Genomic DNA, 15,609 nt, shown 5'->3' with positions numbered 1-15,609 from the left:
TGGTGGGCAGCGCTTTTACTCGTCTTCGAAGTTATAGCTGCCCGGCGCCAGGTTCTCGAAGCGAGTGTATTTACCGATGAAGGCCAGGCGCGTGGTGCCGATTGGCCCGTTACGCTGTTTACCGATAATGATTTCAGCGATGCCTTTATGCTCGGTCTCCGGGTGATACACCTCGTCCCGGTATACGAACATGATCACGTCAGCATCCTGCTCGATCGCTCCGGATTCCCGCAAGTCGGAGTTGATCGGGCGTTTGTTCGGACGCTGCTCAAGAGATCGGTTGAGCTGCGACAGGGCAACCACCGGGCAGTTGAATTCCTTGGCCAGGGCTTTCAACGAGCGAGAAATCTCGGAAATCTCGTTGGTCCGGCTATCACCGCTGGAGCCCGGGATCTGCATCAACTGCAGGTAGTCGATCATGATCAGGGCAATATCGCCGTGCTCACGCACCAGGCGTCGGGTACGCGCGCGCATTTCCGACGGGCTGATGCCCGCGGTGTCATCGATAAACAGCTTGCGATCGTTGAGCAGGTTGACCGCCGAGGTCAGCCGCGGCCAGTCGTCGTCTTCCAGGCGGCCGGCACGCACCTTGGTCTGGTCGATGCGGCCCAGGGACGACAACATACGCATGATCAGCGATTCGCCTGGCATCTCCAGGGAGTAAACCAGTACAGCCTTGTCGCTGCGCAACACGGCGTTTTCCACCAGGTTCATGGCGAAGGTGGTTTTACCCATGGACGGACGGCCGGCGACGATGATCAAGTCGGCTGGCTGCAGGCCGCTGGTCATGCCGTCGAGGTCGGTGTAGCCGGTGGACAGGCCGGTGATGGCGTTGTCGGTGTTGAACAAGGTGTCGATACGGTCGATGGCCTTGGTCAGCAAGTCGTTGACGCTGACCGGGCCGCCGGTTTTAGGCCGGGCCTCGGCGATCTGGAAGATCTGCCGTTCGGCTTCGTCGAGAATCTCTTCGGCAGTGCGGCCTTCCGGGTTGAACGCGCTGTCGGCGATCTCGGTGGCGATGCCGATCAACTGGCGCAACGTGGCCCGCGCTCGGACGATCTGCGCATACGCCTTGATGTTGGCGACCGATGGCGTGTTTTTCGCCAGCTCGCCCAGGTAACCCAGGCCGCCCACTTGGGACGTCTGGCCTTCCTTGTCCAACTGCTCGGCCAGGGTCACCACGTCGATCGGTGAGTTCTGGTCGGCCAGCTTGGCAATGGCGCGGAAGATCAGGCGGTGGTCATGACGGTAGAAATCGCCGTCCGAGACTTGATCCAGCACGCGTTCCCAGGCGTTGTTGTCCAGCATCAAGCCACCGAGCACGGCCTGTTCGGCCTCGATGGAATGCGGCGGCACCTTCAGGGCAGCGGTTTGCAGGTCATATTGCTCAGGAGCGGAGATATCGTTCATGGCCACTTGGAATAGTTGGAGAATCAGGAGCTACAGAAAAACAAAAGGCACGACCTGTGAACAGGATCGTGCCCGATGTTAACTGCCTGGCACGCGAGGTGCCAGTCAGTTAGGTGTTGCTTAAGCTGCTACCACAACAACGCGTACGGTTGCTTCGACTTCAGCGTGCAGGTGCACGGCTACATCGAATTCGCCAACGTTGCGGATGGTGCCGTTCGGCAGACGAACTTCGCTCTTCTGCACTTCAACGCCGGAGGCGGTCAGTGCATCAGCGATGTCGTGGGTGCCGATCGAACCGAACAGCTTGCCTTCGTCACCGGCGGTGGCAGTGATAGTCACTTCCAGCTCAGCCAGTTGGGCAGCGCGAGTTTCGGCCGAAGCTTTTTTGTCTGCTGCTGCTTTTTCCAGCTCAGCACGACGCTCTTCAAACGCAGCCAGGTTGGCAGCGGTTGCAGCGGTGGCTTTGCCGTATGGCAGCAGGTAGTTACGACCGTAGCCGGCCTTAACGTTCACTTTGTCGCCCAGGTTGCCCAGGTTGGCGACTTTTTCCAGAAGGATCAGTTGCATGTGAAAATCCTCTAACTTTTAACCTTCACCGTTCGCGTTATCGGCGTCTTTCGGCGCCAGACGACCGCGAAAATCAATCAGGCCGTCGACAATGGCCAAGACCACGAGTAACGGATAGATCAGCTGCATGAACAGCAACAGCGTTACGTACAACCCCACCAGCCAGAATCTGCCCAGTCGCTTTTGCGCCACCAGCCCATGAATCAGGGACAGGCCGGCGAATACCAGCGGTACGCTGCACAACGGCACCAACAGCGCCAGGCCAAAAGTCGGCCCGACCACCATGAACGCCAGCAGCAACATCGCCGGTCCAGCGGGGATTCTGATACTGCGAAACTCGCGACCAAAACCACCCGGGTTATACAACAACGCCTGCCAGTAACGCCCAAGAATCAGGCTCAGCAAGCTGACAATCTGCAACAGTGCCGCTATCAGGCCGGTAAGCATCGGTGCAACCACTGACGCAAAGCGCGCTCGCTCCTCTACCGATAACTGCTGGTAGAGATCCCCGAGGGCCAGCGGCAGGATCTTGATGATCTCCTGCGCCAGCGCCTCGATTTGCGGGCGGAAAGCCGCGCCAAGCGCCAGTGAATACACCAACCCCAATGCCACGCTGACCAGCAGCGTACGGACCCAGGACTCACTTGCGCGCAAAACCAACGCAAGGGTCGATGAACCGAGCAGTACCAGAAGTACCCGTGGATCATCGAATTTCAACCACCAGACCAAGGCCGGCAGTATTCCCAGGGCAAGAACGCCAAGGGCGTCCTTCAAACCGCGCCGCAGAAGCACAAGGCAACCCGCGGCAGCACCCAACCAATACAACAACGGCAATGCTGCACATCCAGCCACTACAAGAGTGGCCTGCACACGACCGCGCATGATGAACTCAGCTAAGGCGCGCATGCATTCAATCCCTTACTACTTGTCGACTGCCCGGTCTCAGCGGCCGTGGCTGTCGGTGTAGGCCAGCAGGGCCAGGAAGCGGGCGCGCTTGATAGCGGTGGCCAGCTGACGCTGATAACGAGCTTTGGTACCGGTGATGCGGCTTGGAACAATTTTGCCGGTCTCGGATACGTAGGCTTTCAGAGTGTTGAGATCTTTGTAATCGATCTCCTTCACGTCTTCAGCGGTGAAGCGGCAGAATTTACGACGACGGAAGAAACGTGCCATTTGATAGGCTCCTTAAAAGGTCCGTGGATTACTCGTCAGCGTTATCGCTGTTGTCGCTGTCATCACTATCAGCGCTTTCAGCGCCTTCGTGCTCAGGACGGTCGCGACGCTCACGGCGCTCACTGCGGTTTTCTTCAGCCTTGAGCATCTCGGATTGGCCGGTAACGGCTTCTTCGCGACGGATGACCAGGTTACGGATCACTGCATCGTTGTAGCGGAAGTTGTCTTCCAGCTCGGCCAGGGCCTTGCCAGTGCACTCAACGTTCAGCATCACGTAGTGAGCCTTGTGAACATTGTTGATTGCGTAGGCCAGTTGACGACGGCCCCAATCTTCCAGACGGTGGATTTTGCCGCCGTCTTCTTCGATCAGCTTGGTGTAACGCTCTACCATGCCGCCGACTTGCTCGCTTTGATCCGGGTGGACCAAAAAGATGATTTCGTAATGACGCATGAATGCTCCTTACGGGTTGTAGCCTGCCGCTCAAAAACGGTCAGACAAGGAGTGAATGACACTTATGGATCTTGCCGAAGGGAGGCACATGCGTGCCTGCCATGAAGGCAAGGGGCGCAATTGTAGAGAAGGGGGAGAAAGGGTGCAAGGTGATTGGTGATTATTTGAACAGCCCCCATACACCACAAAAACAAATGTGGGAGGGGGCTTGCTCCCGAAAGCGATGTGCCAGTCACCAAATGCACTGACTGATACACCGTATTCGGGAGCAAGCCCCCTCCCACATTTTGACCTGCGCCAGACTTGGTTATTTCTTGGCTTTAGCCTTGGCGCCGCGCTGGCGCTGGGCTTCGAACAGGCAGACGCCCGTTGCGACTGAAACGTTGAGGCTGCTGACGCTACCGGCCATCGGCAGATGCACCAGGTAATCGCAATGCTCGCGGGTCAGGCGGCGCATGCCCTTGCCTTCGGCCCCCATGATCAGGATGGTCGGGCCGGTGAGGTCCTGGTCATAAATGCTGACCTCAGCCTCCCCCGCCGTACCCACAACCCACAGGCCGCGCTGCTGGAGTTTCTCGAGGGTGCGCGCCAGGTTGGTCACGGCCACCAACGGAATCACTTCCGCCGCACCGCAGGCGACTTTACGCACGACAGGCGTCAAGGTTGCCGACTTGTCTTTAGGCACGATCACCGCCAACGCACCGGCAGCATCCGCCGAACGCAGGCAGGCGCCGAGGTTGTGCGGATCGGTCACGCCGTCGAGCACCAGCAACAGCGGTGCGCCTTCGGTGCGGTCGAGCAGCTCGTCGAGCATCGCTTCGCCCCAGACCTGGCTTGGACTGACGTCGGCTACCACGCCCTGGTGAACGCCTTCGACCCAGACGTCCATCTCGCGCCGCTCGGCCTGGCCGATGGCAACTTTGTTCTGATTGGCCAGTTCGACCAGCGCTTGAACACGCGGCTCACTGCGGCCTTCTGCCAACCACACCTGCTTGACGCGTTTCGGGTGGTGACGCAGCAATGCTTCTACGGCGTGCACGCCGTAGATTTTTTCCAGACTCATGACTTGGCCTTAGGTTTGCGCGACCCGCCGCTTTTCGCGGGGGCCGAACCCGCTTTTGGCGGGCCTTTACGGTGTTTACTCGGCTTGCTCGACGGCTTTTCCGCCTCGCGGGACTTTCCCCCAGACGCCGCTTTACCACCGCTTTTGGCTTCGTTGAGCAACTGCTGCTTCAACTCGCGGCTCTTGCGCAGCTCGGCGTTTTTCGCCGCGGCATCGCTAGGGCGGTAGGCTTCGGGGGCCTTGTCCTTGGCAGACGAACGACGCGCAGGCTTGGCTGGCGCAGGCTCGGCGACCGCCGCTTTCGCAGGAGCGCCTTTGCCTTTGCTGGCCGGGGCTGCAGTTTCGCTGCCACGTTTTTTACGGCCAGTCGGTTCAGCCGGCTTGTCAGGCATACCGAAATCGATCTTGCGCTCGTCGAGGTCGACGCGCATGACCTGCACTTCCACGGTATCGCCCAGACGGAAGCTGCGACCGGTGCGCTCGCCCGCCAGGCGGTGATGCACAGGGTCGAAGTGGTAGTAGTCACCCGGCAAGGCGGTGACGTGCACCAGGCCCTCGACGTAGATGTCGGTCAGCTCGACGAACAAACCAAAACCGGTCACGGCAGTGATCACACCCGGGAACGACTCGCCCACGCGGTCTTTCATGAACTCGCACTTGAGCCAGTTCACTACGTCGCGGGTGGCTTCGTCGGCACGGCGCTCGCTCATGGAGCACTGCTCGCCCAACTGTTCCAGGGCCGCTTCGTCGTACGGATAGATCCGTGCCTTCGGAATGGTCATGGCACCAGCACGCTTGACGTGCGGGGTGTTCTGCTTGGAATGGATCACGCTGCGGATCGCCCGGTGCGTGAGCAAGTCCGGGTAACGACGAATCGGCGAGGTGAAGTGGGTGTACGCTTCGTAATTCAGGCCGAAGTGGCCCTGGTTATCGGCGCTGTACACCGCCTGGCTCAGGGAGCGCAGCATGACGGTCTGGATCACGTGGTAATCCGGACGGTCCTTGATGCTCGCGAGCAGAGCCTGGTAGTCCTTCGGCGTCGGGCCGTCCTTGCCTTTGTGCAGGGACAGGCCGAGCTCACCGAGGAACGCGCGCAGCTTCTCCAGACGCTCCGGCGGCGGGCCGTCGTGCACCCGGTACAACGCAGGAATCTCGTGCTTTTTGAGGAATTCTGCGGTGGCCACGTTGGCCGCCAGCATGCATTCCTCGATCAGCTTGTGAGCATCGTTACGGGTGGTCGGGGTGATTGCGGCGATCTTGCGCTCGGAACCGAAGACAATCCGGGTTTCCTGAGTTTCAAAGTCGATCGCGCCACGCACGTGACGAGCGCCCAACAGCACCTTGTACAGCGCGTAGAGCTGCTTGAGGTGCGGCACGACATGCCCGTACTCACCGCGCAGGGCCTTGGCTTCGCTGGTTTTCGGCTGTTCCAGGATGGTGCTGACCTTGTTGTAGGTCAGGCGCGCCTGGGAGTGAATCACCGCTTCGTAGAACTGGTAGTCGGTCATTTCGCCGGTTTTCGAGATGGTCATCTCGCACACCATGGCCAAACGGTCGACTTTCGGGTTCAGGGAGCACAGGCCGTTGGACAGCTGCTCAGGCAGCATCGGGATGACGCGCTCGGGGAAGTACACCGAGTTGCCGCGCACCTGGGCTTCGTTGTCCAGGGCCGAACCGATCTTCACGTAGCTGGACACGTCGGCAATCGCGACGAACAACTTCCAGCCGCCGGAGAACAGGCGCAGTTTGCCAGGCTTGGCTTCGCAGTAGACCGCATCGTCGAAGTCGCGGGCATCTTCGCCGTCAATGGTGACGAACGGCAGATGACGCAGGTCGATGCGCTTCTCTTTGTCTTTTTCTTCGACTTCCGGCTTGAGCTTGGCGGCTTCTTTGAGCACAGCCTCAGGCCAGACGTGAGGGATATCGTAGGTGCGCAGCGCAACATCGATCTCCATGCCCGGCGCCATGTAGTTGCCGACCACTTCAACGATATCGCCCTGTGGCTGGAAGCGCGCAGTTGGCCAGTGGGTGATTTTCACCTCAACGAACTGGCCCACTTTGGCGGCGCCATTGCGCCCCGGGGTGATCAGCACTTCCTGCTGGACCTTGGGGTTATCCGGCACCACGAAGCCGATGCCGCCTTCTTCGAAGTAACGGCCGACGATGGACTCGTGGGCACGGGACACCACTTCGACGATCACGCCTTCACGGCGACCGCGACGGTCAAGGCCGGAAACGCGCGCCAGGGCACGGTCGCCATCGAACACCAGGCGCATTTGCGCCGGGCTCATGAACAGGTCGTCGCTGCCATCGTCCGGGATCAGGAAGCCGAAACCGTCACGGTGGCCGGCGATGCGGCCGAGGATCAGGTCGAGCTTGTCCACCGGCGCGTAGGTGCCGCGGCGGGTGTAGATCAACTGGGCATCGCGCTCCATGGCGCGCAGGCGACGACGCAGGGCTTCGAGTTGGTCTTCGGTGGTCAGACCGAATTCTTCAACCAGCTGCTCGCGGCTAGCAGGCGAACCCCGATCGGCGAGGTGCGCCAGGATCAGTTCGCGGCTAGGAATAGGGTTTTCATATTTTTCCGCTTCACGAGCGGCCTCGGGATCGAGGGACTGCCAATCGGCCATTAGAGAGTTTTCACCTTGTCTATATGCGGGTTAGTTTGGCATACGCGTATTGAAACGGGAAATTTCAGGTGTCAACAAGCCCGTAAAAGCACTTTGTAGCCCTTGGAATGCACCTTGCGCGACCGTCGGCGAAATATTCCAGACTTTTTTCATGGCAGGGCTTTACAGCTCAAAACAGCCTCCGTATAGTGCGCGCCATCGACGACAGCAACGTTGTTGATGCTGCCCAGGTGGTGAAATTGGTAGACACGCCAGCTTCAGGTGCTGGTGATCGCAAGGTCGTGGAAGTTCGAGTCTTCTCCTGGGCACCAATTTCAAACTCAAGGTTATGCCTTGAGTCTCCAAAAACCCGCGAAAGCGGGTTTTTGCGTTTCAGGCCTTTGATTTTTAACAAGAATCTTGATTTATATTTTTGAATCAGGGGTTTACAGATCAAAAAGCCCTCCGTATAGTTCGTTCCATCAACAGCGCAAGCGTTGATAATGCCCAGGTGGTGAAATTGGTAGACACGCCAGCTTCAGGTGCTGGTGATCGCAAGGTCGTGGAAGTTCGAGTCTTCTCCTGGGCACCAAATTCAGATCAAACCCGCGAAAGCGGGTTTTTTCGTTTCCGGGGTTTGAAAACCTGACCGGTGATTTCCCCCCTCGTCCGCACTTGAGAAGTTTTATCGTTTATCCTTGTAAGGATTTGTTGCACTCAAGTGAGGAAAACCCCGGATGATGATCCGCGATACCCGTCTCAAGACATCCCTTCTGCGTGGCCTGACCATCACTCTGCTCGGCCTGACCCTGCTCTCGCCCGCCGCCTATTCTGCCGATAAGGTTGCACTGACCTTGTACAACGGCCAACACAAGGAGGTCGGCGATGAACTTGCCAAGGCCTTCGAAGCCAAGACCGGCATCCACGTCAATGTGCGCAAGGGCAGCAGCAACCAGCTGGCCAGCCAGGTCGTCGAAGAAGGTGACCGCTCCCCTGCCGACGTGATCTACACCGAAGAATCGCCGCCGCTGAATAAACTCGGCGAGCAAGGCCTGCTGGCAACCATCGACGCCAGCACCCTCGACGTCCTGCCGAAGGAATACGTGGCCGCCAACGGCGCCTGGATGGGCGTAACCGCACGCACCCGCGTCGTGGCCTTCAACCCGAAGCTGATCGCCGAGAAAGACCTGCCCAAGTCGGTACTGGATTTCGCCGGGCCCGAGTGGCAAGGCAAGGTCGGTTTCGTGCCCACCAGCGGCGCGTTCCAGGAACAAGCCGTAGCGATCATCAAGCTGCACGGTCGCGAAGCGGCTGAAGAGTGGCTGACCGGCCTGCGCGCCTTCGGCAAGGTCTACAGCAACAACATGGTTGCGCTCAAGGCCGTGGAAAATGGCGAAGTCGCCACTGTCCTGGTGAACAACTACTACTGGTTCGCCCTGAAGAAAGAAAAAACCAACCTGGATTCGCAGCTGCACTACTTCACCAACGGCGATGCCGGTGGCCTGATCACCGTGTCTGCCGCGGCTGCACTGAAATCCAGCAAGCATCCAAAGGAAGCCCAGCAACTGCTGGCATTCATGGCCAGCGAAGAAGGCCAGCGGGTGATCACCAACACTTCCGCCGAATACCCGCTGCGCAAGGGCATGGAATCCAACCGCGGCCTCAAGCCTTTCAGCGAGCTGCAACCGCCGAAAGTCACCCCTTCCGACCTGGGCAACGCCGAAGAAGCCCTGGAACTGGAACGTGACGTTGGCTTGAACTGATGAACCCATCGCTCCCCGCCCCCGCCTTGCGCGGGGGTTTTACGCCGAGACGCAAACGCCCTTCGATCTGGTTGCTGCTACCAGTCCTGCTGCTGGTAGGCCTGAGCCTGTTGCCGCTGGCGTATGTCGGCCTCAAGGCCTGGCAGGCAGGATGGGCCGAAGCGGTGCATTTGCTGTGGCGGCCCTATGTATTCGGGTTGCTGCGCAACACCCTGGCGCTGATGGTCGGCGTCACCGTGGCCTGCGGCGTGATCGGCTTGTCCCTGGCCTGGCTGCTGGAACGCAGCAACCTGCCGGGGCGGCGGATCTGGGGAGTGATCCTGTGCCTGCCGTTCGCGGTGCCGGCGTTTGTCAGCAGCTTTACCTGGGTTTCGTTAAGCGCCAACTTTGAAGGGTTGGGCGGAGCGATCCTGGTGATGACCCTGTCCAAATACCCGCTGGTGTTTCTGCCGGTGGCGGCAACCCTGCGCAATCTTGATCCATCCCTGGAAGAATCGGCCCGCACCCTCGGACTGAATCGCTGGGGCGTATTCTTTCGCATCACCTTGCCGCTGCTGTGGCCGTCGCTGCTGGCCGGGGCACTGTTGATTGCCCTGCATATGCTGGTGGAGTTCGGCGCGCTGTCGATCATCGGCTTGCAGACGTTTACCACCGCGATCTACCAGCAATTCGAGCTGGAGTTCAGCAACGCCAATGCGGCGATGCTTTCGGCGGTGCTGCTGGTGATGTGCCTGACGCTGCTCTGGCTGGAGCTGCGGGTGCGCGGCAAGGGCCGACACGTGCGTACCGGCCAGGGCGCGGCGCGGCATGCCGAACAGGTTCGACTCGGCAAATGGGCGGCGCTGGGGCAGCTGTATTGCCTGCTCCTGGCGATCATCGGCAGCGGCATTCCACTGGGCATGCTCGGTTATTGGCTGGCAGTGGGCAGTTCGGCGGCATTTCCGATAGCCGAGATCAGCGAGGCGCTGCTTTCTTCGTTGGCGCTATCCCTGGGCGGCGCCGCGCTTTGCCTGTTGTTTGCCGTGCCCGTGGGCTTGCTGGTGGTGCGCTACAAGGGCCAGCTCGCACTGTGGGCCGAGCGCCTGCCGTACCTGCTGCACGCCCTGCCCGGCCTGGTGATTGCGCTGACACTGGTGTATTTCGCCCTGCATTACGTGCCGGCGCTGTATCAAACGTCGGCATTGCTGCTGATCGCTTATGCGCTGCTGTTTTTGCCCCTGGCCCAGGCGCCGATCCGCACGGCGCTGAACAAGGCAGCACCACAGCTGGAAGAGGCGGCGAGAACGCTGGGCGCGTCGTCGTTCAGTGCGTTTTGCCGGGTGACGCTGCCGATTATTTTCCCGGCATTGGGGGCGGCGTTTGCGCTGGTATTCCTGGATGCGATGAAGGAATTGACGGCGACGTTGCTGCTTAGTCCTACCGGGCTGAACACCTTGGCAACTGCCGTGTGGGCGCACACCTCGAATGTGGAATTCGCGGCAGCGGCGCCCTATGCGGCATTGTTGATTTTGGTGTCGGGACTGCCGGTGTATTTGCTTACGACGCGGATGTACCTGAGCCGCTGAAATAGCTTTCGCGAGCAAGCCCGCTCCCACATTTGCTCGCATTCCAGAAGTGGAACTCGGTCGAATGTGGGAGCGGGCTTGCTCGCGAAAGGGCCGCACCAGGCGACATCAAGCCCGGAACTGCCCCAGGCTCGCCTTCAACTGCGCCGCCAACCCATCCAGCACTTTGCCACTGGCTGTAGTCTCTACCACCGCCTGAGCGGCCCGCTCTGCCTGGGCATGGATGATTTCCACCCGCCCACGCACCGCATGCGCACCCTGCGCCTGATGCTCAGCCGCCCGCGTCGCCAGGCCAATCGCTGCATGCACCTGCTCCACCGAGGCCTGTACCGACTGCTGCAGGCGTACACTGTCGCGTAATACCAACAAACCTTCGCTGGCCTGGCGCCCGGCCTTGCCGATGGTTTCCACGGCCTCACGGGCGCCTTGCTGCAAGGCCACGATGTGGGCCTGGATGTCGCCGGTAGAACTCTGGGTTTTACTGGCCAGGGCGCGAACCTCGTCCGCCACGACCGCAAAGCCGCGCCCGGTCTCACCGGCTCGCGCCGCCTCAATAGCCGCGTTGAGCGCCAGCAGGTTGGTTTGCTCGGCAATCCCGTGGATCACCGTTAACACCACCTCGATCTGCTCGCTCTGCTGCGCCAGCCGCTCGATCACCTTGGAACCGGCCTGCACCTGCCCCGCCAACGCCTCGATCAAGCTGCCGACTTCGGCTGAAGTGCGGGAATTTTCATCAGTCGCCTGGCGAATATCCACCACCTGCTGCAAGGCCGCCTGCATCGCATGGCTTTCCGCCTGGGCCTCATCCGCCATTTGCGACAGCGCCCGCAGGCTTTCGGCAACCTCATCACGCTGCAAGCCGGCGGCCGCATCGGCACCCGCATTGCGCAGGGTCATCGCGCCGATTTCCACACCGGTACGCTGGGCCACATCACCGGCTTCACGCACGATCGGCTGCAACTTATCCACAAAGCGATTGACCGCCGAGGCCATGTCGCCGATTTCGTCCCGGCTGTTGATCTGCACGCGCTTGGTCAGGTCGCCCTCGCCTGCCGCCAGGTCGTCCATGGCTGCAATCAGCAGCTTCAGGCGATTGACCACCCGACGGCCGAGCACTACAGCAATCAACAGCAATACACCAAAACCTACCACCGCCAGGCCCATGCCGATGCGCCAGCGCAAGGTGCCCGCCGCCTCTTGCACGGCGCTGGTGGTATTGGCGGTCATCTGGGTGGCGGTGGCTTGCGCCGACTGCAAACGCGCGCCCATGGCCGCCGCGCTGTCAGCCGCGGCACCCTTGAGGCTGTCGCCCACCAACTGGTCACCGCTGGCAATCAGTGCAGCAAAACGCTTGTCCAGCGCGGCCAGGTCAGCCTCGACCGAGGCAGTCGAAACCCCCATGCGGACCTTGCCGATCTCTACGCCATTGGGGCTGATGGACGCTTCGACGTAGAACACCGAGGGATCATTCTTCGCCGCATCCAGCACTTTATCCAGGGCACGTTCGCCCTTGCCCTTTTCCAGCAGCGCCTGGTTGATCGGGTTTTCACGATTGAGGTAACGGGTCAGGTGCTCACCAGCCGCGTCGTCATACACCACAAACAACACGTTGGGATTGCGCTGGGCTCTGCGGGCAAACTCAGACAGCGTCGGCACGTCGCTGTCCCACATGGCGCGCGGCGCCACCGAGGCGAGCAGTTGCGCCATGTCATTGGCAGAGTCCTGCAGGTCTTTTTCCAGGGTCGCACGCAGTTGCTTCTGCTCTTCCTGCAGGCGCGTGGAAAGCCCCGCCGTCAGACGCTGGCGCGTGCTGGAAGACAGACTGTCCAGGCTGGATGTCACTTCCTTGCCGGCTTGCGCCAACTCGCCGGACAGTTTCTGGCTGTCGACCCCCAGGCGATTGCCCAAATCAGCTTCCAATGCAGTGACGGTGCTTCGCGTCAGGGCGACGGCCACCAGTACTTGCACCAAAAGAGCGATACCTAGGGTAACGAACACAGGCCGCAACAGCCGGCTTTGTAACAATGAGAGAACGGCAGACACTGGGAATCCCTCCACCACGGGTGCCATTAATTTGATAGCACCGCGAAAGAAAGAACCATAGCAAGGGTCGTGCCGTTTACCAGGCGGAAACGACAAAGGGCTCCCGAAGGAGCCCTTTGCTTTTTACATCAACAGCTTATTAAGCGAACGGGTGACGCAGAACGATGGTCTCGTTGCGGTCCGGGCCCGTCGAAATAATGTCGATTGGCGCACCGATCAGCTCTTCAACGCGCTTGATGTAAGCGCGGGCGGTGGCTGGCAGTTCTTCCAGGGTCTTGGCGCCCACGGTCGATTCGGTCCAGCCTGGCACTTCTTCGTACACAGGCTGCAGGCCTACGTAGCTGTCCGCGTCAGTCGGGGCAACGTCCTTGCCTTCCGCATCCTTGTAGCCGATGCAGATGTTGATGGTTTCCAGGCCGTCGAGTACGTCCAGCTTGGTCAGGCAGATGCCCGAGATGCTGTTCACATCGATAGCGCGACGCAGGATAACGGCGTCGAACCAGCCACAACGGCGGGCACGGCCGGTCGTCGCGCCGAACTCGTGGCCTTGTTTGGCCAGGTGCGCGCCGACGTCGTCGAACAGTTCAGTCGGGAATGGACCCGAACCTACACGCGTGGTGTATGCCTTGGTGATGCCGAGGATGTAGTCCAGGAACATCGGGCCAACGCCCGAACCCGTCGCAACGCCGCCAGCGGTGGTGTTGGAACTGGTGACGTAAGGGTAGGTGCCGTGGTCGATGTCCAGCAACGAGCCCTGGGCGCCTTCGAACATGATGTCTTTGCCGGCGCGACGCAGGTCGTGCAGCTCGGCAGTCACGTCCAGCATCAGCGGCTTGAGCAGCTCGGCGTATTCCTTGCACTCGGCCAGGGTCTTTTCAAACTCGATGGCCGGCTCTTTGTAGTAACCCACCAGCATGAAGTTGTGGTAATCCACCAGTTCACGCAGCTTGTCTTCAAAGCGCGGCATGTTGAGCAGGTCGCCCACACGCAGGCCACGACGTGCAACCTTGTCTTCGTAGGCCGGGCCGATGCCGCGACCGGTCGTGCCGATCTTCAGCTCGCCACGGGCCTTTTCACGGGCCTGGTCCAGCGCAACGTGGAAGGACAGGATCAGCGGGCAGGAAGGGCTGATACGCAGGCGCTCGCGCACTGGCACGCCTTTCTCTTCCAGCTTGGTGATCTCGCGCAGCAGGGCGTCAGGTGCAACCACCACGCCGTTGCCGATCAGGCACTGCACGCCTTCGCGCAGTACACCCGACGGGATCAGGTGCAAGACGGTTTTTTCGCCATCGATGACCAGGGTGTGGCCAGCGTTGTGGCCACCTTGGTAGCGCACTACGGCGGCAGCATGTTCGGTCAGCAGATCAACGATCTTGCCTTTGCCCTCATCACCCCATTGGGTGCCCAGGACTACGACATTCTTACCCATAACACTTGTCCTCATTCGCGCAAACTTGGTGCCGGCAGTGGCCGGCAGGAAAACTCAAGAAGCCAGTGGCGATACTTGCCAAAGCCCGTTCTGCTGAATCAATTGCCGGTCGCAGTCCGCTTCACGGGCGGCGGCCAATGGCTGCCCAGGCAAGGCCTGGACCACACGCTGACCCTCACTGCGCAACTGGCAAACCTGCTGCCAGAGTGCTGCGTCCGTACTGTCGGGCATCCAGATACCGCCAGACGGCAGTTCGACCTCAGCACGCCCCAGGGTCACCAGGGTTTTCAAATCGGTGGAAAAACCGGTCGCCGGACGAGCGCGACCGAAGTCGGCGCCGATATCGTCGTAACGACCGCCCTGGGCGATGGCCTGGCCAACACCCGGGACAAACACCGCAAACACCACACCGGTGTGGTAGTGGTAGCCGCGCAACTCACCCAAATCAAAATACAGCGGCAACTGCGGGAAGCGCGCAGACAACTGCTCGGCAATCGCCAGCACATCGTCCAGGGCCGCCAATACATCAGCCGGCGCATTCGCCAGGCGATCACGGGCGGCGGTCAGTACTTCACGGCCGCCACACAGATCCACCAGCGCACGCAGCATGCCGGCCAGGTCGGCAGGCACGCCCGCCGTCAGGGCAATCACTTCATCGATGGCCTTGCGCTGCAAGGCATCGAACAACTGTTGTTCCACTTCACCCGACAAGCCGGCCGCACGGGCCAGGCCGCGGTAGATACCGACATGCCCAAGGTCCATGTGCACATCCGGCACATCGGCCAATTGCAGCATGGCCAGCATCAGGCTGATGACTTCCACGTCGCTGCTCGGGCTCGCATCACCGTACAACTCGGCGCCCAACTGGATCGGGCTGCGGGACGACGACAACGCACGCGGTTGCGCATGCAGCACGCTGCCGGCGTAGCACAGGCGGCTTGGCCCTTCGCGACGCAGGGTGTGCGCATCAATGCGCGCTACTTGCGGCGTGATGTCGGCACGAAAGCCCATTTGCCGGCCCGATTGCGGGTCGATGACCTTGAAGGTGCGCAGATCCAGGTCCTGGCCCGCGCCGGTCAGCAGGGATTCCAGGTACTCGATATGCGGAGTCACGACAAACTCGTAACCCCAGCTCTGGAACAGATCCAACACCTGGCGGCGCGCGATTTCAATGCGCGCAGCTTCTGGTGGCAGTACTTCTTCGATGCCATCTGGCAGCAGCCAGCGGTCTACCGTTGCCATTACGCCATTCCCCTATGATCCGGGCGGCCAGCCCTCGGGCGAGCCTTGAGTGAAGCAGAAAATACCCGGCCCCTGCATAAACCACGCGCAAGAGCGACGTGACGAACGACCAACAATCGGCCTCGTCGGGCACTTTCCTCGAAAAACCTGTGGCGCCTGCGGAGCAAAACCACAATCAAACATGCAGACGCAAAAAAGCCGGGAATTTCCCGGCTGCCGCATCATACACCCGTTTTCTGAAAGGATCACCCCGCCCGGCATTTTAGCCGCCCGACGGAGCGATTCTCAGACTAC

The 15,609-nt window shown here is 60.6% G+C and carries 12 protein-coding genes and 2 tRNA genes; 4 read left to right on the top strand and 10 right to left on the bottom strand.

What is annotated here, in order from left to right; all coding sequences use genetic code 11:
* Positions 1-15: 15 nt before the first annotated feature.
* The 7 genes from dnaB to rnr form a co-directional block, all read right to left on the bottom strand.
* Entirely contained in the window at positions 16-1,410 is a 1,395-nt protein-coding gene (gene dnaB / locus HX805_RS06840; protein WP_003217484.1) for a replicative DNA helicase, read from the bottom strand.
* Positions 1,411-1,530: 120 nt separating this feature from the next.
* Positions 1,531-1,977 carry a 50S ribosomal protein L9 gene (rplI, locus tag HX805_RS06835; protein ID WP_003171376.1) on the bottom strand — a complete coding sequence of 149 codons (447 nt, stop codon included), beginning with the start codon at positions 1,975-1,977 and terminating at the stop codon, positions 1,531-1,533.
* Positions 1,978-1,995: 18 nt separating this feature from the next.
* Positions 1,996-2,883: a hypothetical protein gene (locus HX805_RS06830; protein ID WP_003217488.1), complete on the bottom strand. Its 888-nt coding sequence runs from the start codon at positions 2,881-2,883 to the stop codon at positions 1,996-1,998.
* A 36-nt stretch (positions 2,884-2,919) separates the two neighbouring features.
* Entirely contained in the window at positions 2,920-3,150 is a 231-nt protein-coding gene (rpsR, locus tag HX805_RS06825) for a 30S ribosomal protein S18 (protein ID WP_002551829.1), read from the bottom strand.
* Between the two features lie 28 nt (positions 3,151-3,178).
* Entirely contained in the window at positions 3,179-3,601 is a 423-nt protein-coding gene (gene rpsF / locus HX805_RS06820) for a 30S ribosomal protein S6 (RefSeq protein ID WP_003217491.1), read from the bottom strand.
* A 307-nt stretch (positions 3,602-3,908) separates the two neighbouring features.
* Positions 3,909-4,664 carry a 23S rRNA (guanosine(2251)-2'-O)-methyltransferase RlmB gene (gene rlmB, locus HX805_RS06815; protein ID WP_003217493.1) on the bottom strand — a complete coding sequence of 252 codons (756 nt, stop codon included), beginning with the start codon at positions 4,662-4,664 and terminating at the stop codon, positions 3,909-3,911.
* Positions 4,661-7,294, bottom strand: coding sequence for a ribonuclease R (gene rnr, locus HX805_RS06810; RefSeq protein WP_003217496.1), 2,634 nt, complete (start codon positions 7,292-7,294; stop codon positions 4,661-4,663). Before rnr ends, rlmB begins: the two co-directional genes overlap by 4 nt.
* Before the next feature lie 224 nt (positions 7,295-7,518).
* On the opposite strand from rnr, the gene HX805_RS06805 reads away from it, so the two are divergent.
* The 4 genes from HX805_RS06805 (at position 7,519) to HX805_RS06790 (ending at position 10,601) form a co-directional block, all read left to right on the top strand.
* A tRNA-Leu gene (locus tag HX805_RS06805) sits at positions 7,519-7,605 on the top strand.
* A 173-nt stretch (positions 7,606-7,778) separates the two neighbouring features.
* Positions 7,779-7,865: transfer RNA gene (locus HX805_RS06800), tRNA-Leu, on the top strand.
* Positions 7,866-8,010: 145 nt separating this feature from the next.
* Positions 8,011-9,036, top strand: a complete 1,026-nt coding sequence (locus tag HX805_RS06795) for an extracellular solute-binding protein (protein ID WP_177080386.1) — start codon at positions 8,011-8,013, stop codon at positions 9,034-9,036.
* Positions 9,036-10,601 carry an iron ABC transporter permease gene (locus tag HX805_RS06790; RefSeq protein ID WP_003217500.1) on the top strand — a complete coding sequence of 522 codons (1,566 nt, stop codon included), beginning with the start codon at positions 9,036-9,038 and terminating at the stop codon, positions 10,599-10,601. Before HX805_RS06795 ends, HX805_RS06790 begins: the two co-directional genes overlap by 1 nt.
* A 108-nt stretch (positions 10,602-10,709) precedes the next feature.
* On the opposite strand, the gene HX805_RS06785 is transcribed toward HX805_RS06790, so the two are convergent.
* The 3 genes from HX805_RS06785 to HX805_RS06775 all read right to left on the bottom strand — a co-directional run bounded on the left by HX805_RS06785 (position 10,710) and on the right by HX805_RS06775 (position 15,315).
* Entirely contained in the window at positions 10,710-12,644 is a 1,935-nt protein-coding gene (locus tag HX805_RS06785) for a methyl-accepting chemotaxis protein (protein ID WP_008439098.1), read from the bottom strand.
* A 139-nt stretch (positions 12,645-12,783) separates the two neighbouring features.
* Positions 12,784-14,073 (bottom strand): adenylosuccinate synthase, encoded by a 1,290-nt coding sequence (locus HX805_RS06780; RefSeq protein WP_177080387.1) that lies wholly within the window; start codon positions 14,071-14,073, stop codon positions 12,784-12,786.
* A gap of 54 nt (positions 14,074-14,127) precedes the next feature.
* Complete coding sequence (locus HX805_RS06775) at positions 14,128-15,315, bottom strand: ATP phosphoribosyltransferase regulatory subunit (RefSeq protein WP_003217507.1); 1,188 nt, start codon at positions 15,313-15,315, stop codon at positions 14,128-14,130.
* Between the last annotated feature and the right edge of the window lie 294 nt (positions 15,316-15,609).

It is taken from the genome of Pseudomonas sp. G5001, from assembly GCF_013385475.1.
Classification (GTDB): Bacteria; Pseudomonadota; Gammaproteobacteria; order Pseudomonadales; family Pseudomonadaceae; genus Aquipseudomonas.
This window is presented reverse-complemented; position numbering and strand designations above follow the sequence as displayed.

What these genes read in the sequence shown, in the direction of transcription:
- rpsF (WP_003217491.1), bottom strand. Translation starts at nt 3,601, where the DNA reads ATGCGTCATTACGAAATCATCTTTTTGGTCCACCCGGATCAAAGCGAG.
- HX805_RS06780 (WP_177080387.1), bottom strand. Translation starts at nt 14,073, where the DNA reads ATGGGTAAGAATGTCGTAGTCCTGGGCACCCAATGGGGTGATGAGGGC.
- HX805_RS06830 (WP_003217488.1), bottom strand. Translation starts at nt 2,883, where the DNA reads ATGCGCGCCTTAGCTGAGTTCATCATGCGCGGTCGTGTGCAGGCCACT.
- HX805_RS06795 (WP_177080386.1), top strand. Translation starts at nt 8,011, where the DNA reads ATGATGATCCGCGATACCCGTCTCAAGACATCCCTTCTGCGTGGCCTG.
- HX805_RS06790 (WP_003217500.1), top strand. Translation starts at nt 9,036, where the DNA reads ATGAACCCATCGCTCCCCGCCCCCGCCTTGCGCGGGGGTTTTACGCCG.
- rplI (WP_003171376.1), bottom strand. Translation starts at nt 1,977, where the DNA reads ATGCAACTGATCCTTCTGGAAAAAGTCGCCAACCTGGGCAACCTGGGC.
- rlmB (WP_003217493.1), bottom strand. Translation starts at nt 4,664, where the DNA reads ATGAGTCTGGAAAAAATCTACGGCGTGCACGCCGTAGAAGCATTGCTG.
- rpsR (WP_002551829.1), bottom strand. Translation starts at nt 3,150, where the DNA reads ATGGCACGTTTCTTCCGTCGTCGTAAATTCTGCCGCTTCACCGCTGAA.
- dnaB (WP_003217484.1), bottom strand. Translation starts at nt 1,410, where the DNA reads ATGAACGATATCTCCGCTCCTGAGCAATATGACCTGCAAACCGCTGCC.
- rnr (WP_003217496.1), bottom strand. Translation starts at nt 7,294, where the DNA reads ATGGCCGATTGGCAGTCCCTCGATCCCGAGGCCGCTCGTGAAGCGGAA.
- HX805_RS06775 (WP_003217507.1), bottom strand. Translation starts at nt 15,315, where the DNA reads ATGGCAACGGTAGACCGCTGGCTGCTGCCAGATGGCATCGAAGAAGTA.